We start from the raw sequence: 21,286 nt of genomic DNA, 5'->3' as shown, positions 1-21,286 counted from the left end.
CCGCGTGGTCCGTCATGCGAGATGACATGCGACAGTGGCGTCCGGTCCCATCGGCCTGACAGCCGGCTTCTCGGTCCGGCAGCGCTCCACCGCTTGCGGGCAGCGCGGATGGAACGCGCAGCCGGCGGGCAGTTCACGCAGCAGCGGCGCCAGGCCGGGAATGCCGCGCAAGCCGCCGCGATGGTCCAGGGAAGGCAGGCTGTCGATCAGCATCCGCGTATAAGGATGGCGTGGCGCGGTGATGATGGTGCGGATCGGCGCCACCTCCACCAGCCGGCCGGCGTACATGATGCCCAGGCGATCGACGAACTGCGCCATCAGGCCCATGTCGTGGCCCACCAGGATGATCGCCGCCCCCAGATCCTGCTGTACCCGGCCCAGGGTCTGCATCACCTGCTTCTGCACCACGACATCAAGCGCGCTGGTCGGCTCATCGGCAATGATCACCTTCGGACGCAGGCAGATGGCGATGGCGATGCAGGCGCGCTGCTTCATCCCGCCGGACAGCTCATGCGGATATTTCCCCGCCACATCCGCCGGCAACCCGACCTGGGTCAACAACCCCGCCACCCGTTCGTCCAGTGCCCGCCGGCCCGGTGTCAGGCCATGATCGGCGAGAGCGTCGCGGATCTGGTCGCGAATGCGCACCACCGGGTTCAGCGAGTTCATCGAGCCCTGCGGCACCATTGCGATCCCGGCCAGGCGCAGCGCGCGCATCGCGTCGGCGGAGAGGGTGGACAGGGCGATGTCGCCCAGCCAGACTTCCCCGCCCTCGATCCGGCCGGGTGGCTTGATCATGCGCAGGATTGCCAGCGACATGGTGGACTTGCCCGATCCGGACTCGCCGGCCAGGCCGAACCGCTCATGCGGGCGGAGGGAGAAGCTCACCTCATCCACCGCGCGCACCGCACCCAGCGGATGGTCATAGGCGACGCGCAGCCGGTCTACGCGCAGGATCGTGTCGTTCATATCGCGCGCCGCAACGGTCATGCCGCCCGCCGCAACCGGGGATTGGCGATCTCGTCCAGGCCGACGGTCAGGAAGAACAGACCCAGGAACACGACGAGGATCACCACCAGCGGCGCAAGCCACCACCACCACCAGCCGTTGATGATCGCCGCATTGAAGTTCACCCAATACAAGGTCATGCCCAGGGTCGGTGCCTCCACCGGCCCCAGGCCGAGCACTTCCAGCCCGACCGAGGCGAGGATGGCCGAGGACACGCTGGCCACCAGGGTCGCCGCCAGATAGGGCAGCAGGTTCGGCATCAGCTCCTGGAAGATGATTTCGGGGCCGGACAGGCCGTTCAGGCGGGCAATCTCCACGAAGCCGCGTTCGCGTAACGTCAGGACCTGGGAACGGATGGTGCGCGTCGGGTTCAGCCAGGCCAGCGAAGCGACGATCAGCGCCATCTCATTCACCGTCAGCAGGCTTTTGATCGACACGGCGATGATGATCAGCACTAGCAGGCCCGGCACCGTCAGGCCGATATCGGCGACGCCGCGAATCACGGTGTCCACCCAGCCACGGTAATAGGCGGCGGTGAAGGCCAGCACCGCGCCGATGCCGACGCCGAAGAAGCCGGCAATGAAGCCGATGCGCAGGGTCAACGGCGTGCCGGCGACCATCACCGCCAGCAAGTCCCGTCCCTGGCGGTCCGTGCCGAACGGGTAGTCCCAGGACGGTGGCTGCAATGCCGGGACCGAGAGGGCCTGTGCGTTCGACGTATCGACCGTCAATGCGCCGACGATCATGAACAGCGCCAGCAGGCCCAGCAGCACCAGCCCGACCATCAGCGACGTGTTGCGGCGAAGATAGCGTCGCATCGCCTAGCCCCGCCGGTAGGAAATGCGCGGGTCGAGCCACGGATACAGGATGTCCAGCAGGAAGGTCGCGAAACCCAGCCCGACGATCACGGTGAAGACGATACCCTGGATCAGAAAAAAATCATTCTCCTGGATGGCCTGAAACAGCAGCGCGCCCAGGCCGGGATAGCCGAAGATCACCTCCACCAGCACCGCGCCGGACAGGATCTGCCCAAGCGCCAAGGCCAGCGCCGTGGTCTGCGGCAGGATGGCATTGCGCATGCAGTAGCGGGTGAAAATGCTCAGGCTGCGCAGCCCTTTCGCCTCGGCGAAGGTGACGTAGTCCTCGCCCATCGTCGTCACCATCATGCCGCGCATCGCCAGTGCCCAGCCGCCGACCGAGACCAGGATGATCGACAGCGACGGCAGCACCGCATGGCGCAGCACATCCAGGATGAAGCCGGGCGTCCAGCCGGGTTTGGCGCCGGGGCTGTAGCCGCCGAAGATCGGCAGGATCTGCGCCTGGAAGGCCAGCAGCCACATCAGCACGAGACCCAGCAGGAAGAACGGGATGGCGTGCAGCGCCCAGAGTGGCGGCATGACCCATTGCAACCAGCGCGGTGCTCCGGGCCAGGCCAGCAACGCGCCCAGGAACGTGCCCAAGGCGAAGGATATCACCGTGGTCAGGCCCAGCAGGCCGATGGTCCAGGGTAGCGCCTCGCCAATCATCGCCACCACGGTGCGGGGGTAATTGGCGATGGAGTAATTCAGATCGCCGTGCGCAACATTTTCGATATAGGTCAGGTATTGTTCATACAGCGGCCGGTCCAGGCCAAACTGCTTCTGGTAGACCTTCACCATATCCTCGATACCTGCCTGCGCGTAACCGCCGAGCGATGCCTGTTCGAGGAGTTTGTTGCGGACCGGATCGTCGCCGGACAGGCGTGGCAGGAAGAAGTTCAGCGTGGCCGCCAGCCAGATGATGACCAGCAACACGCCGAAACGCCTGGCGATGTAGAGCAGGCTCATACGCTCAGGCCGGCTTCAGGTTCCACAGGACCAGCGGGAAGGTCAGGTGCCAGGACGCGGTGTTGATATAGGCGTTGTCGGTACCGGGCCAGTTGGTCCAGCGCATGGTGTTCAGCGGGATACGGTGATAGTTCTGCACCAGTTGCACATCCGGCAGGTCGGGCAGCCAGATCTCCATCGCCGCGCGGAACAGGTCCTTCAGCTTCGGCACATTGGTCGGATCGGTGATGTAGACCTCATCGACGATCTTATCGAAGTCGGTGTTCCGCCAGCGGCTGAAATTCACCAGATGCGCGCCCGGCACGGCGATGCTCTTGCCCTGGTACAGGCGCAGCGTGTCGTACGGTTCCCGGATGCTGCCGCCATGGCCGTAGATCGCGCCAGTGTACTGGCCCTTCTGGAACCGGTCGTCGAAGTTCGGTGGCAGCCCGATCGAGGCGGCGACGCCGCGGCGCTTCAGCATCTGCGACAGCACCGGCCCGATCGCGGGACCGGAGCCGCCGAAGCCGATGATCTCCAGCGTCAGCGGCGAACCGTCCGGCTTCATCCAGGCGTCGCCGCTCTTTTTGAAGCCTTTTGCCTCCAGCAGGGCATCGCCCTTCTTCGGGTCAAAGGCGAGCGTATCATGTTTCGCCAGCAGGTCCTTAACGACATCGAAATAAGGCTGCAGCGGCGGATAGGGGGGCATCGGCAGCGACGACACCGAGGCCGCGCCCAGATAGCCGACATCGACGATCTGCTTGCGGTCGATGTAATGGCTGATCGCCCAGCGCACGTCCCGGTCGTCGTAGGGTTTGTCCTCGTTGTTGAGGTACAGGGAGATCGGCCACCAATCGACATAGCCATAGGGCGGCTGCTGGCCGGTATAGGTGGTGATCTTGGCGTTCTGCCGGATCACGGTGGGGAAGGTCGCCGGCTGGATGACGCCGCCCATGTCCACCTGATTGGTGATCATCGCCTGCGCCGATTGCTGTTCCGCCACGAAGGGCAGCCAGATACTCCGCAGAATCTCGGGCATCGGCGCCAGCTTCCGCTCCGCCGCCCACCATCTGTCGCGCCGGTCGAATACTTTCTGCTGCAACGATGCCTCGGCGACCTTCCACGGGCCCGTGGTGACTGGCCAGCCCTTGGCGGCGTCAAAATGCTTGAAGCTAGGCCAGTCCTGGCCCTGGAAGATATGTTTCGGAACGATCGGCACGCCGATGTCGAATTTATAGGTGGTGAAGAAGAAGAAGCGCGGCGAAGGAATCTTGAACGTCATCACAACGGTGTTGGGGTCCGTCGCCACAGCCTCCTGCAGGGCCTGGTTGACATCGATGCCCCATTTCGCCTTCGGCCCAAGGTCGCGCAGCGTATTGAAGGTATAGGCAACGTCCTCGGCACTGAACGGCGTCCCGTCGCTCCAGGTGATGCCGGGGCGGGTCTTGATGGTCAGCTTCTTGAAGTCGGGCGCGTATTCATAGCCTTCCGCCAGCCACATATACATCTTGTTGGCGAAGGCCGAGTAGTAGGCCAGCGGCTCATAGATCAGGTTGATGCCGTTCTGGTGGTTGGAGCCGATGGCATAGGGATTCCACAGCTCATAATCGACCCAGCGTCCGTCGCGCGCGTTGATGCCGATCAGCACCATGGTCTTTTCGCGGGGGATCTGCGGCAGGTCGGCCAGCGCCGGCGCGGGAATGACAGTGGCTGGCAACATCACGCTGGCGGCGGTGGCCAAGCCGCCGGTCAAAACCGTCCGCCGGTCCACCGGCAGCCCGTCCTTCGTCATCCCGCTTCCTCCGATTCGGCAGCGCGCTACGGAGCACCGCCTTCATTTGTTTGATCGGGACTGCAGCGCTTTCGGATGCGGAGTGTCAAGCGGGGTTTGTGGTATCCGTTCGGGATTTCCGCTCCCAAGCCGGGGCAGGCATCGCGGTGCAACGCGACGAGGCGCGGGAGCCGGGAGTCGGTTTGCAAACAACGGACGCACGGACTCCGGCGCGACGGTACCCGCGTTGCGCTATTGCGGGATATCGGGCTCGACCAGCCTCGCGAGGTTGCGCAGCGATTCCTGCCAGCCGAGATAGCAAGCCTCCTGCGGAATGATGTCCGGGATTCCTGCCTGGACAATATCCAGCTCCGTGCCGACGGATACTTTCTTCAGCACCACGGTCACCACGATCTCGCCGGGCAGAGCCGGGTCGTCGAACCTGTCCGTGTATCGCAGGCGCTCGCCCGGGACGAGTTCGAGATAGTCGCCGCTGAAGGCGTGGCTGTTGCCCGTCGTGAAGTTGCGGAAGGACATCTTGAACGTGCCGCCGACCTTGGGTTCCAGGTGATGGACCGAGGCGGCGAACCCATCCGGCGGCAGCCACTTGGACAGCGCGTCCGCTTCCAGAAATGCGCGGTAGACCTTCTCCGGACTGGTGCGGAGCACGCGGTGCAGACGAACGGTGCTTGGCATAATGCTGTTTCCCTTCATTGTGTGACACGGGCAGCCGCCGGTCAGATGCCCGGGATGGGCAGGACCGGCATGATCTCCACCGCTTCTCCAGGAAAGATCGAGAAATGCGGGTGGTTCTCGAACAGCTTCGCAGCGGCGTCGTGCGAATCAGCCCGCACCACGACAAAGCCCCCCATCTGGTTGCTCACGTCCTCGATGCCGCCTGCCGACGCCTTCTTCGTCTTGCCCAGCGGGCCACCCATGACGGCGATCGCGCCTTCATGCCGTTTGGCCCAGGCGTGCCAGGCGGCCAGGCCCTCACGCTCCCTGACGCGGCGCTTGTCTTCGGGTAGTGCCATCCAGGCCTGCATGGCCGGGCTGCTCCTGCTGCCCGTGAAGATGGCCAGATAGGTGTTGATCGTGGTCATTCTGTTTCTTTCCCATATCGGATTTCATGGAAACGCGATCGGACCGGACGCCCCGCGACGCTCAGCCCGGCATCATCCCCGGCGAAGGCGTCACTTCAGGCGAAAAGGAGCGATATGCCGCAACGTCGAGTGCGCGCACCGGACGGACTTCGATGCTGCCGTATTTTGCCGGTGGAATCCGGGTGGCAATGGTCAGCGCCTCGTTGAGATCCTTCGCGTCCACAAGATAGAAGCCCGCCAACAACTCCTTCGTCTCGGCAAAGGGTCCGTCATACATCGTGGCCCGGCCGTTGCGGACCCGCACGGTCGTCGCCGTGTGCGGCGGATGCAGCGGCTCCGCGGCCACCAGCCGCCCGCTCTCCGCCAGCCCGCTGGCGAAGGCAAAGCAATCCTGATCGGGGCATGCGCTCCAATGCGCTTCATCAAGATAAACCAGGCAGAGATACTTCATGGTCCTTGATCCTCCGTTCGTTCCGGACAGTCCGGGATTACGCGGAATGCGGCGGTGCCGCGGCGGGATTCATCCACATCACCTCCCAGATGTGGCCGTCAGGATCCTCAAAACTGCGGCCGTACATGAAATCGAACGCCTGTACAGGTGTCGGGTCCGCCTTGCCGCCGGCCTTCACCGCCTTGTCGATCACGGCTGAAACGGCATCACGACTGTTTTCCGACAGGCATAACATGACCTGCGCACTTGCATGGGCGTCAACGATGGGTCTGGCGGTAAACTGGCGCCATTTGTCGTGCGTAAGCAGCATGACATGGATTGTTTCGGAAAATACCATGCAGGCCGCCGTGTCGTCGGTGAATTGCGGATTGTTCGTGGCGCCTACCGCCTCATAAAACGTGATCGACCGTTTCAGGTCGGTCACCGGCAGGTTGACGAAAATCAGCTTGCCCATCGTCCATGTCCCCTCTGGAAGTGCCGGCGGTCATGCCTGGCACTTCTGGTCGAACGGCACGCCGGGTTTTCGACAGCGTCGGCAAATTTTTTCCCGGGGCGCGGGGCGCGGGCTCAACCGCCAGGCACGGGCAGGCGATCCAGCTGCTGCTGGAAGTAGCGGATCGCCGGCTGTTGGTCGGACAGGGCCAGGGCCTTGCGGTAGGCATCCCGCGCCTCGTCATAGCGCGCCGCGCGCCGGCACAGATCGGCGCGCGCGGCATGGCCCGGCACGTACTGCGCAAGCTCCGGAAGGCGCATCAGCTCATCGATCAGCGCCAGTCCCGTCACGGCCCCGTCCCGCATGGCGACCGCGACCGCCCGGTTCAGCGCGATCACGGGCGACGGCTCCAGGCGCAGCAGCGCGTCGTACAGTCCAACGATCTGCGTCCAGTCGGTGTCGGCCCAGGACCGCGCGTCACCATGCACGGCGGCGATCGCAGCCTGCAGCGTATAGCTGCCGATACGGCCGGAACGCAGCGCCTGTTCGACCAGAGCCTGGCCCTCGGCGATCGCGGCACGATCCCACAGTGTCCGATCCTGCTCCTCCAGGCTGATGAAAGCGCCCGCCGCCGCCTCGCGCGCCATCCGTCGGGACTCCTGGAGCAGCATAAGCCCGAGCAGACCGGCCACCTCTGGTTCCGGCAGCAGGGTCCGCAGCAGGCGCGCCAACCGGATCGCTTCCCGCGAAAGCGTCGGGTTGGTGGCCCTCTCTCCCGACGATGGCGCATACCCTTCGTTGAAGATCAGATAGATCACCCGCAGCACGCTCGGCAGCCGTTCCGGCAGCTCATCCGCATCCGGAACGTGATAGGGAATCCGCGCATCGCGGATCTTCGCCTTTGCCCGCACGATCCGCTGGGCCAGCGCCGACTGTGTTACGAGGACGGCACGCGCGATCGCCTCGGTCGCCAGCCCGCATACCTCCCGCAAGGTCAAGGCAATGCGCGCTTCCTCGGCGAGGCTTGGGTGGCAGCAGGTGAAGATCAGGCGCAGCTGATCGTCTTCCAGGCCATCCTGCTCCCCGGGCAAGGCCGCCGGATCGGGTTCCGCCTCAACCGCGTCGACCGCGTCGTCCAGCGATACGAGCCGCCGCTCTCGGCGCATCCGGTCGATCGCCCGGAACCGGCCGGCCGAGACAAGCCAGGCGACCGGGTTGCGCGGCACACCCTCGGTCGGCCAGCGATCGGCGGCGATGCGGAACGCATCATGCAGCGCCTCCTCGGCCGGATCGAAACCACCCAGCAGTCGAACCAGCGTGGCGAAGACCTTTCGGCCATCGCGGCGATAGATATCCTCAAGCGCGTCGCTAACCGGCATGTATCGGCCACTCCGCGAACCGGCTGTAACCCCGTGGCGAATGGATAGAGCAGGTCCCGAACCGGACAGGTGCGGACCTGCCGGCGACAGGCATGATATGTTGGAGCGCCATCCCGCCATTCCCTGTCATTGCCCTGCCTCCGCGACCGCGCTACGCCTGCCCCATGGCTCGTCTCAGCGTCAACCTCAACAAGATTGCCCTCCTGCGGAACAGCCGCCACACCGGTGTGCCCGACGTCAAACGCTTCGGTCACCTGGCGCTGGAATTCGGAGCCCAGGGCCTGACCATCCATCCCCGCCCGGATGAGCGGCATATCAGAGCCTCCGACGTGCCGATGCTGGCGGAGCTGCTGAAACCGCACCGCCCTGCCATCGAGTTCAACATCGAGGGCTATCCTGACGACCGCCTGTTCGGTCTCCTGCAACAGGTGACGCCGGAGCAGACCACCCTGGTTCCCGATGCCCCCGACGCCTTCACCTCCGACCAGGGCTGGCAACTCGATGATAGACAGATGGCGCTGGTGAAGCCGTACATCGCCCGGGTGAAGGCCCTGGGCGGGCGCGTGATCCTGTTCGTCGACGCCAATCCCACGGTGATCCCACGCGTCCAGGCCAGCGGCGCCGATGGGATCGAGATCTACACCGGCCCCTATGCCGAGGCGTTCCGGCAGGGTACCCACGCACCGGTCCTGCAGGCCATCGCTGCCACCGGCGCGGCGGCGCGGCAAGCCGGCCTGATGGTGAATGCCGGCCATGACCTGAACCTGCACAATCTCCCGCCGCTGTGCGAGGCGCTGCCGCACCTGCACGAGGCCTCGATCGGGCACGAGCTGACGGCGGATGCCCTGGAGCGCGGCTTCGGCGCCGCAGTGGCGGCTTATGTGGAGGCGCTGCGGGACTGAAGCATGATAGGGTCGGCGATCGCGCTCTATCGCCAGTCCAAGAGCACGATTCACGCCTTCCAACCGCCGGCTTCGGGCGATCGCGCTCTATCGCCAGTCCAAGAGCGCGATTCACGCCCTCCAACCGCCGGCTTCAGGCGATCGCGCTCTATCGCCATTCAAGAGCGCGATTCACGCCCTCCAACCGCCGGCTTCAGGCGATCGCGCTCTATCGCCACGTGATTTTGATGCTGAGCAATCGCCATTGCTGTCCGTCGCGGCGAGTGCGGACTCCGCCGCCGGCGACACCTTGCCGCATCGAAACACACCCCGAGCTACGACCTTCGGCGGCAAGGCGTGGGTGCTGGGGCCTTCGCCAATGATGACGACGGGGATCAGTACCCCGGCAGCTCGTTCACACAGACCACGCGCCAGCCCTCGGGGGTGTGTTCCAGCCGGGTCAGGCCCAGGTTCTGGACCGCCATGTGCAGCGCGTTATCCGGGCCGATGCCCAGCGCATGCGCCACCGCGCCGCGGATCGCGCCGCCATGGCTGATGATCACGACGTCCCGCCCCGCGTGATCCACCGCCAGCCGCTCCATCGCCTCGCCGACCCGCGCGATCACCTCCGCCATGCTTTCGCCCCCTGGCGGCTTCTCGTGCCCCGCCAACGGCCAGAATGCGTGTTTCGGCAACGCCAGCCGAGGCGGCAGCTCGGCATGGGGCAGGCCCTGCCATTCGCCCAGGGACTGCTCGATCAGGCCGGCCTCCACCTGCAAGGGCTGGGCGGGATAGCCATGCGCGAAGATGGTCTCGGCGGTGCGGCGGGTGCGACTCAGCGGGGTAACCAGCCACGTCGCCGGGCGCGGCAGCCTGGCAGCCAGCGCCCGGTACATCGGCGCCTGTTCCAGCAGCGTGGGCTCGCACAGGGGCACGTCCATCACGCCGTACAGGAAGGCCCGAGCATTCTCATCCACCAGGGCGTGGCGGATCAGCCAGAAATTCGTTTCCATCATTCCCCCATGCTGACCAGCGCGCCGCTGATCCTGGCCTGGCGGAACTGCCAGTTGAACAGGGCCACGGCGCCGCACAGCCACACGATGTTCAAGGCGAAGGCCGCTGCCAGGTGAGCCCACAGCACCTCCTGGTGCATCAGCACGCCGCGCATGCCTTCGAACACATGGCTGGTGGGCAGGAGCCAGGCGATCCAGCGCACCGCCATCGGCAGGACCGAGACGGGGTAGAACACCGCCGAGAACGGTGCCAGCCCGAACAGCACGCCCCAGGCCAGAGGCTCCGCCCCTGCGCCATGACGCAGCACCAGCGACACGACGCTCAGCGCCACCGCCCAGCCGAAGATCATCAGGTTGGCGAAGAACAGCACCAGCACCGGCCCCAGGGCGAACAGGTTGAAGGCATAGAACGCCCAGGCCAGCAGGATCGCCGGCACCACGCCCAGCAGCATGCGGATGATCGACATGCCGATCAGCGCGACGATCATCTCGGACGGGCGAAGCGGACTGACGAAGATGTGGCCCAGGTTGCGCGACCAGATCTCCTCCAGGAAGGAGATCGACATGCCCATCTGGCTGCGCAGCGTCACCTCCCACAGCAGCACGCCGCCCAGCAGCGCGGCGGCGGCCAGCGCACCGGTGCCGGAGCCCATGCGGCTGGCCAGGAAGCTGGCCGTGAAGCCCCAGATGCACATCTGCAGGATCGGCCAGTACGCCAGCTCCAGCAGTCGGGGCCACGAGGAGCGGTACAGCGCCAGATGCCGATACATCAGGCCCCAGACGCGGCGGGCGGCAGCGGTCATGCGTCCACCGCCTGGCGGCGATCACGAGCGATGTCGAGGAAAACCTCCTCCAGATCCTCGCGTTCATAGCGCGCCAGCAGCGCCTCGGGGCTGCCGCTATCCACCACCCGCCCTTTCTTCAGCATCAGCACATGCGAACACAGCCGCGCCACCTCCGCCATGTTGTGGCTCGCCAGCAGGATCGTGCAGCCGGTCTCCGTCCGGTAACGCTCCAGCCAGGAGCGCACGAGATCGCCGGTGTCGGGGTCAAGGCTGGCGGTGGGTTCGTCCAGCAGCAGCACCTCGGGCCGGTTGATCAGCGCCTTGGCCAGGGCGACCCGGGTCTTCTGCCCGGCCGAGAGCTGGCCGGCCGGGCGGTCCAGGATCGCACCCAGGTCCAGTTCCGCCGACAGCTCCGCAATGCGCCGGTCCAGACCGCGAACGTTGTACAGGTTGCCGTAGACACGCATGTTCTGCCGCACGGTCAGCCGGTGCGGCAGGGAAACATAGGGCGAGGAAAAATTCATCCGAGCCAGGGCGGCAAAGCGATTGGTTGCCATGTCATGGCCCAGGATGCGGATGCGCCCGGCCGTCGGGATCAGCAAACCCAGCAGCATGGCGATGGTGGTGGTTTTGCCGGCGCCGTTGCCGCCCAACAGGCCGACGGTCTGGCCCTGGGCGACAGTGAAATCGATGCCGTCCACCGCCAGTACATCGCCGTACCGCTTCGTCAGTTGCTCGACCTGAATGACGCTCATGGCGCCTGCAATAAGGGGCGACGGGGCGTCAGCCAAGAGAGCGCCGCGGCAAGCGTGCCGGGAATGATCCCGGGATGCCTTGCAGAGCGCCGGTAAGGCGGCGGAAGATTCTTTGGACCGGCCGCGACTTCGTTTGGCTGCCGCCCCGCGCTGGATTAGACAAATGGCATGACCGACTTCCTCCCGGCCCCTGCTGCACTGCCCGCCGGCCAGCGGATTTATGCCATCGGTGACATCCATGGCTGCGTTGATCGCCTGGTCGCGATGCATGAGGCGATCGCCGAGGATATGGACGAGCGGCCGTGCGACGATGTCACGCTGGTGCACCTCGGTGATTACATCGATCGTGGGACCGACAGCGCGCAGGTCGTCGATTGGCTGCTGGCGGGACCGCCGGTGCCGGCCAGCCGCATCGTCAATCTGATGGGCAACCATGAAGACATGATGCTGGCCGCGCTGGACGGCACGCCAGAGGCCGCGTCCCAATGGCTGGCCAACGGTGGAGCGGATTCGTTAATGAGTTGGGGCATCCCCCGCTCCGTCGCGCCGGCCGAATGGGGCGCGCGCATTCCAGAGCATCACCAGGCCTTCCTGCGGACTCTGGATCTCCGGCTGATGGTGCCTCCCTATCTGTTTGTCCATGCCGGCATCCGCCCCGGTCTGCCCCTGCAGCGTCAGACGAAGCAGGACATGCTGTGGATCCGCGAACCGTTCCTGTCATCGGGCGCCGATCACGGCTTCGTTGTCGTGCACGGTCACACGCCGAAGCGGGAGCCGATCGTGTTGCGCAACCGTATTGCCATCGACACCGGTGCCGTCCTGGGCGGAGCGCTGACCTGCGCGGTGCTGGAGGAGGACCGTCTGGGCTTCATCCAGACGTGATCAGCGTCACCGAGTGTTGACAGAATGTGTTGACCGCTATCATCGGGTCCGCCGCACTATTTTACGAAACTGCAAGGTCTTTTCTTGCGCCTCGACAGGGACGCACGCGAAGATGGGTTGCACCTTGACGACAGCCTTGTTACGGCGGGTTTAATGAATCAGATCACCCCGGGTACCGGGCCTCGAACGGATGAGACGCAGCCTGATCTCGCGGCGGCCGTCCGGCGGTTGTCGCATACCAATGTGCTGGTGATCGGCGACGTCATGCTGGACCGCTACACCTATGGGGAGGTGACGCGGATCAGCCAGGAAGCGCCGGTGCCGATCCTGGCGATCGACCGAGAGGTCGCGCTGCCGGGCGGCGCCGGCAATGTCGTGCGCAACCTGACGGCGCTGGGCGCGGCGACGGCATTCATCTCGGTGGTTGGCGACGACCAGGCCGGTTCCGACCTCACCGGGCTGATCGGCGGACAGCCGAATGTGGAACCCTGGCTGCTGGTGCAAGGGGGCCGCACGACCACGCTGAAGACGCGGCTGATCGCATCCGGCCAGCAATTGCTGCGCGCGGACAGGGAGCAAACGGACCCGATCCATCCCAAGCTGGCCGACCGCATGCTGCGTATCGCGCTGGATGCGATGGCCGCAACGACGGTGACGATCCTCTCCGACTACGGCAAGGGCGTGCTGGCGGCCGATGTTCCGCCACGCCTGGTGGAAGCGGCACGCAAGGCCGGCCGGAAGCTGATCGTGGACCCGCGCGGCAGCGACTTCGCCCGCTACGCGGGCGCTGACATCGTGATGCCGAACCGGCAGGAGCTTGCCGCTGCCTCCCGCATGCCAGTCGACAGCGAGGCAGCCATCGTCGCCGCCGCCCAGCACCTGCGGGTGGCGCATGGCTTCGGCGCCGTGGTGGTGACGCGGGGCAATGACGGCATGACGCTGGTGGAAGCGAGCCGGGTGACCCATTTCCCCGCCGAAGCCGCCGACGTCTATGACGTCTCCGGCGCCGGCGATACCGCGCTGGCGGCACTTGGTGCCGCCCTGGCAGCCAACCTGGAACTGCCTGTGGCGGTGCGGCTGGCAAATCTCGCGGCCGGCATTTCGGTCGGCAAGGTCGGGCCGTCGGTGGTGCGGGAATCCGACCTGCTGTCGGCCTTGAGTCCGCAGAACAGTGCACTTCGGAAAATCGTCACCCGCGATGAGGCGGTGGAACAGGCCGAGCGCTGGCGGCACCGCGGCTGGCGCGTCGGCTTTACCAACGGCTTCTTCGACCTGCTTCACCAGGGCCATATCCACCTGTTGGAAGAGGCTCGGGCCCGGTGCGACCGCCTGGTCGTCGGCCTGAACAGCGATGCCAGCGTCCGCCGGCTGCGCGGTCTGCCGCACCCGGTACAGCCCGAGGCCGCGCGCGCCGCCGTGCTGGCCGGTTTCGCCTGCGTCGATGAGGTCTGCCTGTTCGATGAGGACTCCCCCGAAGCGCTGATCGAGGCGCTGCGCCCCGACGTGCTGATCAAGGGCGGCAAGCAATCGATCGAGGAGGTCGAGGGTGCCGACCTCGTCCGCTCCTGGGGCGGCCGCGTCCAACTGGTGGACTGGATCGCGGATCATCTGCCGCCGGCGGACCTGACCCCGGTCAAGGCGTGACGCCCGCCGGGGCGGCCGGTTTCCGGCCCGGTCCCCTGTCCGGTCCCCTGCCCTACGCCTTGCGGCGCACGTTCCAGAACTTGGGCACGCCGCCCAGAACCCCCTCCAGGTCCGCGCGCCAGCCCGCCGGCTGCAGCGTGATGCCGGCAGGCGCCAGCGGCACGCTCTGCAGGCATTCCAGTTGCAACGCATCGTTCAGCCGTGCCCGATCCGACGGGGTCGCCGCGACCAGCCATTCATCGCGCAACGCCTCATAGCGCGGGCTGGTGTACCAGCCGGACTCCTCGGCCCCGGTGCCACGCAGCCGCGAATTCACCAGCGCGGAGCCCAGCGACAGCGATGGCACATTCAGCGCATGGATATGGAAGCCACTGGTCTCGGGCGGCCCCTTGTTGATCACGCGCTGTGTCATCGATGACCAATCCATGCTGATGTAGTCGAGGTTGATACCGATCCGCGTCAGCAGGTCGGCCAGTACTTCATTGGCCGTCTTCACGTTCGGGTAGTCGCCGGGCGAGATCTGCACGATCTTCTCCCCGCCATAGCCGGCCGCCGCCAGCGCCGCCTTCGCCTCGGCGTCGCTGAACCGCGGCTGCAGCGTATTCAGGCCGGCCTGTGTCGAGTCCGGCATGCCCAACGGAAAGAAGCCGGTGCCCGGCCGTTGCAGTTCCGGATTGCCACCGCCCAGCGCCGCGGTGAAGTCCTCCTGGTTCAGCGCGCGCAGGATGACGCGCCGCATCTCCGGCCGGTTGAACGGCGGCTGCAAATGGTTGAACCGCACGAAGGCCATGTTGCCCTCGGTCTCCAGCACCTCACCGCGCAGGTTTGCATCGCGGCGGATCAGCGGCAGCAGGTCCGGCGAGGCATATTCCCACCAGTCCTGCTCGCCCGTCTGCAACGCCGCCAGCGCGACGCCCTGGTCGGGCATGGTGGTCCACACCACCCGCTCGAAATGCACGATCTTCGGCCCTGCCGCCCGGTCCGGCACGCCGCTCGGGCGCGGCACGTAGCCATCGAACCTGGCGTATACGTTGCGCACGCCCTGCAGCCGTTCCGAGGCCACATAGCGGAACGGGCCGCTGCCGATGATTTCCGCAATCGGCTTATAGGGATCAGTCAGCGCCAGCCGCTCCGGCATCATGGCCGGCATGAAGGCACCCGGCTTGCCCAGGGCTTCCGGCAACTTCGGAAAGGGCTGGCGGAAGCGGAACACCAGGGTACGATCGTCGGTCGCGGTCATCTCGTCGCTGATCCGCAGCAGTTCGACGCCCAGCACGTCGCGGCGCCCCCAACGCCGGATGCTGGCCACACAATCGCGCGCCAGCACGGGCTCACCGTCGTGGAAGCGCAGCCCCTCCCGCAGGGTCAGCGTCCAGCGACGGCCGCCATCCTCCATGACATGACCCTCGACCATCTGCGGCTGGGCCTGCTGCTTCGAGTCCGTGCCATAGAGCTGATCGAAGACCAGCCCGGCATGATTGCGGGTCACGTTGGTCATGCTGAAATGCGGATCGAGCGAGACCAGGTCGACCTGCGGCATGAACCGGAGCACCCGGTCGCGATCGTTCGCCGTGACAGCGGGGGCGGCCAAGGCGGAGGTTCCCAAGGTGGGCATATTGAGCGCGACGATGCCCGCGCCCGTGCCGGCAAGCAGCCGGCGGCGTCCGACCGATTTCATGCTGGAACGTCCTCCTGGTCCGGAGTTTTTGCCGAACTTCCACGCCCTGTCCACACCCGCGCCAGGGGGCCGTCCGTCCGGGGTACCTGCGGCAATGCCCCCCCTTTGATCGTCAATTGTCATATGTCAATTTCATGCGAGCTGGAATCCAGATACGGAATGCGCTTGTGACGCGGCGTCCCCTCTCGGGCGATCGAGAGCGAGGCCCTGCAAGCCGGTTCGGAGGTCCCCGCCGCCCCATCACGATTGCGGCACCTTGCCGAATCCCGGATCTGATCCCTATGCCGTCGGCCACAATTTTGCCCATATCCCGTCCAGCGTCACGGCTGCTTCGCCTTGTCGGCAATGGACGCGAGAGCCCGGGGGACTTCGGTAACGCGACCTCGGTTCGGAAACAGTGCGGGCCACAAGAGGCCCATCCGTCGCCACGACCCGCCGCGCACGCCTCCGCGACGGCGATATCGTTACGGTATTTTATTGAAGGGAGCGGAGCGATGACGATTCTTTCCATCAAAGCCCGCAGATGCATTGAAGCCGGCGTGAGTGCGCTGGCTGACCCGGCGCGACAGGCGACATGGCGCATCTGGGCTCGGAACCACCGGGCCAGCAGTCATCCCCCGGTGATTCCATGCGTCGTGCTGGACGTGGCCCTGGCCGGGCTGACGATGCGCATCCAGGCGCTGCAAGCGAAGGTCGCAACCGGCACCGCCTCGCCCTCGATCGAGGCCGAGCTCACCTTTGCGACCGCCATCCACCACCGCCTGCTTTGCGCCCGGCGGGAGGCGATGATGGAGCCGCTGCTATCCCGTACAGGCGCTCATCTGGCACATCATCCGCGCCATCCGCTTTGAGGCACCCGATCCAGCGGGAGGAATACCGGGCGGCAAGGGAGACCGGGCGACAGGGCGGCCCGTCGAGGGTATCAGCCGCCGGAACCGCTGGTTTTGTGACAACCTCTGGTCTTATGAGCGCGAGCCGCTCCCTTCGCGTCGTCATGACCGTCATCACCTTCGGGCGGCTCATCGCCCGCCCTCACGCCGGTGATCGGGGAGGTCGGCAAAGGATCACTGGCCGGGAAGCTCTCTTCCAACGCCTCATCCAGGTCCGCGTCGCGCGGCTTCCCCGCCGGAGGCCGTCGCTGCTTGTTCTGTCGGTCGGCCATGGTCTCTCCATACGGCATCCTCATAGCTTTCAACGTCCCTCGAACCGCCCGGTTTCGCGCCTGACCCGTATTCAGGCTCGGACATCTTCCCGCTTCACCGTCAACAATCAGGTACCGGGTGCATGGCGGCGGGGTGTCACGGTCATCACTTTGGATCATCCTTTCGGCATTCACCCGCGGACGAGGTTCCACCGTGTCCATCTTCGGCCGATCGCTTGCAGACCCCCTCGCCATGACCGTGGCTTCGTTGGCCTTCGCCATCACGCTGCTGGTCGCCGGCTGCGACAAGGATCGATGCGACGCCTCTCCGGCCCAGACAGCCACGTCACCAGACCCGTTCGCGGAGATCCGCAAGGCGGCCGAAGCCAGTATTCGGGTTTCTGCCAGCAATCCGGATTCCGTGCGTTTCCGCGGCGAGCAGGTATGGCCGCAGGCCATCCGGAACCAGTTCGCCGTGTGCGGCCAGGCCAACGTGTTCGGCCCGTCAAGCAACACCTTCGTGCTGTTCGTCGCCGTGGTGACGCGCGACGAGTTCAATCAAGACCCCGCCCGTAGATACAAGGTGGAGCCGCGGGTTGGCAGCACGGTCAATGAGGCGACGCGAAGCTATATCGACACGCTGGGCCGGTGCTTCGAAAATGGCGGGCCGCTGAACACGCGGCGAGAGACCGTCACGCCGGTGCCGCCCCTTCCGGATGACATGAAAGCCGTCCTGGCCCCGCCGCCGGCAGAGCCGCCCCCGGTGGCACCCGCGGCCGCTGCCGCCGTTGGTGCACTCCCGCCGGCCACGCAGGCCGCAGCGGCCTCATCGCCCGCCGCGGGCACCACCGTGATCGTGCGGCAAAACGCCAACATCCGCAGCTCGCCGCAGGGCGGAGTCCTGCGGGTCGAGCACCAGGGAACGGAACTGCATGTGTTCGGTGAGGCGCCGGGTGGATGGCTACAGGTCGGCGACGGCGCCGCCGAGGGCTGGATCCACAGCAGCATGGTGCAGCGCCGATAAGCACGACAGGGTCGGGTTGACCCAATTATGCTTTATCAACCCTTTGATTCAAAAGCGCAATTCACGCCCTCCAGCCGCCGGCTTCAGGCGATCGCACACCGAGACCAATCCCGGCCCGACCGGGTCAGCCGGCGGCGCGGGCCGGTTCCATCATCGGGCGGCGGGCGTGCATGACATCCAGGTTCACCAGGATGGGCCGGTGATCCGAAGCCTCCCGCAGCAGGGCCCTGGCGCCCAGGCAGCCGATGCCCCGCACCAGGCAGCGGTCGATGCGCAGTGGCACGACGTCACCGGCGATATGGGTCGGCTCCCGCGGGCCGACATCGCGGAAGCCTGGAAGCAGGGCCGGCCCGACCAGGTTGTAGTCACCCACGATCACGGCATGGTGGGGCAATTCCCGCGCGATGCAGCGCAGTTGACGCCGGTTCAGCAGTTGGCCATGCGAGAGATGCACGTTGGCGACCGACACCGCGCCCAGATCGACCACCTGCCCGATCCGGTCGAACATGGCACCTGACGGCAGCGTGACGATGCGCGGCGGTCTCGCCAGCTTTCCGGGGGTCCAGACCGCCAGGCCATGAATCCGGTTGGGCAGCAGCGTCCGCCGGAAGTCGCCGCCGACCCGCAAGGGCAATCCATCCATCGCCACGGTGGCTTCCTGCATCAGCAGGATATCGGGCTCTTCCCGCTCGATCAGCCGAGCGACATCGTCCAGAGACGCCCCGGTCAGGCGGAGCAGATTCCAACTGATCAGCTTCATCAAGCTCGCCTTGCTGTCCCGTGCAACGCCAACGACCCAAGCCTCGACCCGCGTCGCTGGCGCACCCGTTCGGGAGAGCCGGAGGCGGGAAACATATCGCGTGCCCAGACAGCCACGCATGCTCAAGGCAGGCCCGATCCGTTGGATTCGGCAGTGAGTCCGGTCGTTCTGTCCGAGTGTCCCCCATGTGGCGGAGAGCCGGCACGAAATCAACTGCAATCCGCGCGGCCCAGCCCTACGCGAGCCTCTGCCACGCCAGCACCAACAGCAGACAGCCATTCAGGGCCATCACCGCCGGCGCCGCCATCGTCACCGCGCGACTCCACCGTCGGCCCGCCGCCTGGCCGGCTACGCCGACCACCATCAGGCTGGGTGCCGTGCCCAGGCCGAATGCCAGCATCGCGGCGGCTCCCAGCCAGGGCCTGCCGCTGGCCGCCGCGGCGGCGATCGCGGCATATAGGAACCCGCAAGGCAGGAAACCCAGCACCAGGCCCAGCAGGAACTCCCCGCGGACCGAACCACGCGGGATCCGGCGGGACAACCGCCCCAGCCATCGCGTCCACCAGGCCGGCGCCCGGTCGCTCCAACCCAGGCCGGCCAGTCGCCCGGCGGCATGGCTGATGAACAGCGCCGCCGCCAGCAGCAGCAGGACGGCCGACACATGCCGCAGGATGCCGCTGGTCGCCAGCAGGGACACCGATCCGGCCGTGGCGGCGCCCAGCGCGGCATAGGTGGTCAACCTTCCCAGGTGATAGGGCAGCAGCAGGCCATTTCTGATGCGGTTCGACTCGCACATCAGACGCTGCGGCAGGCGAGCCATGCGGTCCGCGACCTGCCCCAGCACGAACACGCCGCACATTGGCGCGCAATGCATCACGCTGCCGGCCGCGCCGGCCAGGAACAAGCCGACCAGCAGGCCGCCGCGCACAGAGCCCTCGGTCGAGCAAATGGCCGCGAGAGCCTGAAAGTGATCCATCATCCACACCCTGCCAGGAAAGCGCCCGGCGCCCGTTGATCTGCATCAAGGTAGCCTTGTTAACATCTCGTCAGGTTGCGCCCGCTAGCAAGAGAGGTGTCCATGCGAACCGAGGTGGGGGACTGGATCGTCGGCCCGATGATGGCGATTTTCGGCCTGATCGGTCTGTACGTGTTCGGCAAGGCCAACGATGGCGAAATGGCCGTGTTCGGCGCGTCGCTCGCGGCGTTCGCCGTCGTGTTCGTTTTCGGATTGATCAGGCGTCATTACGACAACGTCGACGCGGCGCGGGCCGCGGCAAAGGATGACAGACATGGCTGAGGCAGCCGCGGCGTCACCGCCGATCGAATACAACATGGATGTGGTGAAGAAATTCATCATCGCCTCCATCTTCTGGGCCATCGTCGCCTTCCTGGTCGGCGTCTATATTGCCGCCGAACTGACCTGGCCGTGGCTCAATCCCGGTTCGTGGCTGAATTTCGGCCGCCTGCGCCCGGTTCACACCTCGGCAGCGATCTTCGCCTTCGGCGGCTCCGCCCTGCTGGGAACCTCCTTCTTCGTCGTGCAGCGCACCTGCCGCGCCCGCCTGTTCGGCGGCAAGGCGCTGGCCGACTTCGTATTCTGGGGCTACCAGTTCTTCATCGTGATGGCCGCCCTCAGCTACGTGATGGGCTATAGCCAGAGCAGGGAATATGCTGAACCCGAGTGGCACATCGACCTGTGGCTGACCATCGTATGGGTCGCCTATCTGGTGGTGTTCCTGGGCACCATCATGAAGCGCCAGGAAGAGCACATCTATGTGGCGAACTGGTTCTACCTGGCCTTCATCGTCACCGTGGCGATGCTGCACATCGGCAACAATATCGCGCTGCCGATCAGCCTGTTCTCGGCCAAGAGCTATTCCGTCTATGCGGGCGTCCAGGATGCCATCGTGCAATGGTGGTATGGCCATAACGCGGTCGGCTTCTTCCTGACCGCGGGCTTCCTGGGGATGATGTACTACTTCATCCCCAAGGCGGCGAACCGGCCGGTCTATTCCTACCGTCTGTCGGTGGTGCATTTCTGGACGCTGATCTTTCTGTACATCTGGGCCGGCCCGCACCACCTGCACTGGACCGCGCTGCCGGACTGGACCCAGACGCTGGGCATGGCGTTCTCCATCATGCTGTGGATGCCGTCCTGGGGCGGCATGATCAATGGCATCATGACCCTGTCGGGTGCCTGGGATAAGCTGCGCACCGATCCTGGCCTGCGCTTCTCGGTCACCGCCGTCGGCTTCTATGGCATGTCCACCTTCGAAGGCCCGGTGATGTCGATCCGGCAGGTGAACGCCCTGTCGCACTATACCGACTGGACGATCGGCCACGTGCATTCCGGTGCGTTGGGCTGGGTGGCGTTCATCACCTTCGGCGCGATCTACTACATCGTTCCGGTGCTGTGGAACCGCAAGGCGCTGTATTCCACGCGGCTGGCGTCCTGGCACTTCTGGATCGCCACGCTGGGCATCGTGCTCTACATCGTCTCGATGTGGGTGGCGGGCATCATGCAGGGCCTGATGTGGCGTGCCTACGACCAGTACGGCTTCCTGCAATACTCGTTCGTCGAATCGGTCGTCGCCGTGCACCCGTACTACGTGGTGCGCCTGCTGGGCGGCCTCTTCTTCCTCTCCGGGGCCCTGATCATGGTCTACAACCTGATCCAGACCGTCCGCAGCCCGACCACCGAGCTGCCGCGCGAACCCCTCATCTCCACCCGTCCCGCCGTCGCGGTCGCCGTTCCGGTCGCAGGGGAGTGATC

Annotated in this window: 22 protein-coding genes; 7 read left to right on the top strand and 15 right to left on the bottom strand. The window is 65.8% G+C overall.

Translation table 11 applies throughout. The features are described 5' to 3' along the window. Positions 1 to 12: 12 nt before the first annotated feature. From VHC04_RS09705 to VHC04_RS09665, 9 genes are all read right to left on the bottom strand, one after another. Entirely contained in the window at positions 13 to 990 is a 978-nt protein-coding gene (locus tag VHC04_RS09705) for an ABC transporter ATP-binding protein (protein ID WP_325680512.1), read from the bottom strand. After that, the gene (locus VHC04_RS09700) at positions 987 to 1,826 is read right to left on the bottom strand and encodes an ABC transporter permease (protein WP_325680510.1); all 840 of its coding nucleotides are present in this window, start codon (positions 1,824 to 1,826) and stop codon (positions 987 to 989) included. Before VHC04_RS09700 ends, VHC04_RS09705 begins: the two co-directional genes overlap by 4 nt. Before the next feature lie 3 nt (positions 1,827 to 1,829). After that, complete coding sequence (locus VHC04_RS09695) at positions 1,830 to 2,834, bottom strand: ABC transporter permease (RefSeq protein WP_325680508.1); 1,005 nt, start codon at positions 2,832 to 2,834, stop codon at positions 1,830 to 1,832. Between the two features lie 4 nt (positions 2,835 to 2,838). Continuing rightward, positions 2,839 to 4,605: an ABC transporter substrate-binding protein gene (locus tag VHC04_RS09690; RefSeq protein WP_325680506.1), complete on the bottom strand. Its 1,767-nt coding sequence runs from the start codon at positions 4,603 to 4,605 to the stop codon at positions 2,839 to 2,841. Positions 4,606 to 4,836: 231 nt separating this feature from the next. Then, positions 4,837 to 5,280, bottom strand: coding sequence for an SRPBCC family protein (locus VHC04_RS09685; RefSeq protein WP_325680504.1), 444 nt, complete (start codon positions 5,278 to 5,280; stop codon positions 4,837 to 4,839). Positions 5,281 to 5,321: 41 nt separating this feature from the next. Further along, positions 5,322 to 5,687 carry a YciI family protein gene (locus tag VHC04_RS09680; RefSeq protein ID WP_325680501.1) on the bottom strand — a complete coding sequence of 122 codons (366 nt, stop codon included), beginning with the start codon at positions 5,685 to 5,687 and terminating at the stop codon, positions 5,322 to 5,324. Positions 5,688 to 5,748: 61 nt separating this feature from the next. Beyond that, positions 5,749 to 6,138 carry a YciI family protein gene (locus VHC04_RS09675; RefSeq protein WP_325680499.1) on the bottom strand — a complete coding sequence of 130 codons (390 nt, stop codon included), beginning with the start codon at positions 6,136 to 6,138 and terminating at the stop codon, positions 5,749 to 5,751. Between the two features lie 37 nt (positions 6,139 to 6,175). Next, a complete protein-coding gene (locus VHC04_RS09670) occupies positions 6,176 to 6,592 on the bottom strand; it encodes a VOC family protein (protein ID WP_325680497.1) in 417 nt (138 codons plus the stop codon). Positions 6,593 to 6,705: 113 nt separating this feature from the next. Further along, on the bottom strand, positions 6,706 to 7,950 hold the full coding sequence (locus VHC04_RS09665) for an RNA polymerase sigma factor (RefSeq protein WP_325680495.1): 1,245 nt from the start codon (positions 7,948 to 7,950) through the stop codon (positions 6,706 to 6,708). Positions 7,951 to 8,114: 164 nt separating this feature from the next. Between VHC04_RS09665 and VHC04_RS09660 the strand changes: the two genes are divergently transcribed. Then, complete coding sequence (locus tag VHC04_RS09660) at positions 8,115 to 8,852, top strand: pyridoxine 5'-phosphate synthase (protein ID WP_325680493.1); 738 nt, start codon at positions 8,115 to 8,117, stop codon at positions 8,850 to 8,852. 374 nt (positions 8,853 to 9,226) lie between these two features. Here the strand turns inward: VHC04_RS09660 and VHC04_RS09655 are convergent, their stop codons facing one another. Genes VHC04_RS09655 through VHC04_RS09645 form a run of 3 tightly spaced genes read right to left on the bottom strand, consistent with a single transcriptional unit; the run spans position 9,227 to position 11,384 of the window. Continuing rightward, entirely contained in the window at positions 9,227 to 9,847 is a 621-nt protein-coding gene (locus VHC04_RS09655) for a histidine phosphatase family protein (RefSeq protein ID WP_325680491.1), read from the bottom strand. Then, the gene (locus VHC04_RS09650; protein ID WP_325680489.1) at positions 9,844 to 10,647 is read right to left on the bottom strand and encodes an ABC transporter permease; all 804 of its coding nucleotides are present in this window, start codon (positions 10,645 to 10,647) and stop codon (positions 9,844 to 9,846) included. Before VHC04_RS09650 ends, VHC04_RS09655 begins: the two co-directional genes overlap by 4 nt. Next, entirely contained in the window at positions 10,644 to 11,384 is a 741-nt protein-coding gene (locus VHC04_RS09645) for an ABC transporter ATP-binding protein (protein WP_325680487.1), read from the bottom strand. The genes VHC04_RS09650 and VHC04_RS09645 overlap by 4 nt, the downstream gene beginning before the upstream one ends. A 168-nt stretch (positions 11,385 to 11,552) precedes the next feature. Between VHC04_RS09645 and VHC04_RS09640 the strand changes: the two genes are divergently transcribed. After that, positions 11,553 to 12,266 carry a metallophosphoesterase family protein gene (locus tag VHC04_RS09640; protein WP_325680485.1) on the top strand — a complete coding sequence of 238 codons (714 nt, stop codon included), beginning with the start codon at positions 11,553 to 11,555 and terminating at the stop codon, positions 12,264 to 12,266. Between the two features lie 153 nt (positions 12,267 to 12,419). Further along, positions 12,420 to 13,910 carry a bifunctional heptose 7-phosphate kinase/heptose 1-phosphate adenyltransferase gene (locus tag VHC04_RS09635; protein ID WP_325680483.1) on the top strand — a complete coding sequence of 497 codons (1,491 nt, stop codon included), beginning with the start codon at positions 12,420 to 12,422 and terminating at the stop codon, positions 13,908 to 13,910. A 52-nt stretch (positions 13,911 to 13,962) separates the two neighbouring features. Here VHC04_RS09635 and VHC04_RS09630 read toward each other — a convergent pair whose 3' ends face one another. Further along, positions 13,963 to 15,588, bottom strand: coding sequence for an ABC transporter substrate-binding protein (locus VHC04_RS09630; protein WP_325680481.1), 1,626 nt, complete (start codon positions 15,586 to 15,588; stop codon positions 13,963 to 13,965). 539 nt (positions 15,589 to 16,127) lie between these two features. Between VHC04_RS09630 and VHC04_RS09625 the strand changes: the two genes are divergently transcribed. Next, positions 16,128 to 16,439 (top strand): hypothetical protein, encoded by a 312-nt coding sequence (locus VHC04_RS09625; RefSeq protein WP_325680479.1) that lies wholly within the window; start codon positions 16,128 to 16,130, stop codon positions 16,437 to 16,439. A 429-nt stretch (positions 16,440 to 16,868) separates the two neighbouring features. After that, on the top strand, positions 16,869 to 17,753 hold the full coding sequence (locus tag VHC04_RS09620; protein WP_325680477.1) for a hypothetical protein: 885 nt from the start codon (positions 16,869 to 16,871) through the stop codon (positions 17,751 to 17,753). Between the two features lie 124 nt (positions 17,754 to 17,877). On the opposite strand, the gene VHC04_RS09615 is transcribed toward VHC04_RS09620, so the two are convergent. Next, positions 17,878 to 18,513: an endonuclease/exonuclease/phosphatase family protein gene (locus VHC04_RS09615; protein ID WP_325680475.1), complete on the bottom strand. Its 636-nt coding sequence runs from the start codon at positions 18,511 to 18,513 to the stop codon at positions 17,878 to 17,880. Positions 18,514 to 18,748: 235 nt separating this feature from the next. Next, positions 18,749 to 19,492, bottom strand: coding sequence for a sulfite exporter TauE/SafE family protein (locus tag VHC04_RS09610; RefSeq protein WP_325680473.1), 744 nt, complete (start codon positions 19,490 to 19,492; stop codon positions 18,749 to 18,751). Positions 19,493 to 19,591: 99 nt separating this feature from the next. Between VHC04_RS09610 and VHC04_RS09605 the strand changes: the two genes are divergently transcribed. Beyond that, positions 19,592 to 19,810 carry a hypothetical protein gene (locus VHC04_RS09605; RefSeq protein ID WP_325680471.1) on the top strand — a complete coding sequence of 73 codons (219 nt, stop codon included), beginning with the start codon at positions 19,592 to 19,594 and terminating at the stop codon, positions 19,808 to 19,810. Continuing rightward, positions 19,803 to 21,284: a cytochrome-c oxidase, cbb3-type subunit I gene (gene ccoN, locus VHC04_RS09600; protein ID WP_325680469.1), complete on the top strand. Its 1,482-nt coding sequence runs from the start codon at positions 19,803 to 19,805 to the stop codon at positions 21,282 to 21,284. The genes VHC04_RS09605 and ccoN overlap by 8 nt, the downstream gene beginning before the upstream one ends. Positions 21,285 to 21,286 lie beyond the last annotated feature (2 nt).

This window comes from Rhodopila sp., assembly GCF_035548095.1.
GTDB lineage: Bacteria > Pseudomonadota > Alphaproteobacteria > Acetobacterales > Acetobacteraceae > Rhodopila.
This window is presented reverse-complemented; position numbering and strand designations above follow the sequence as displayed.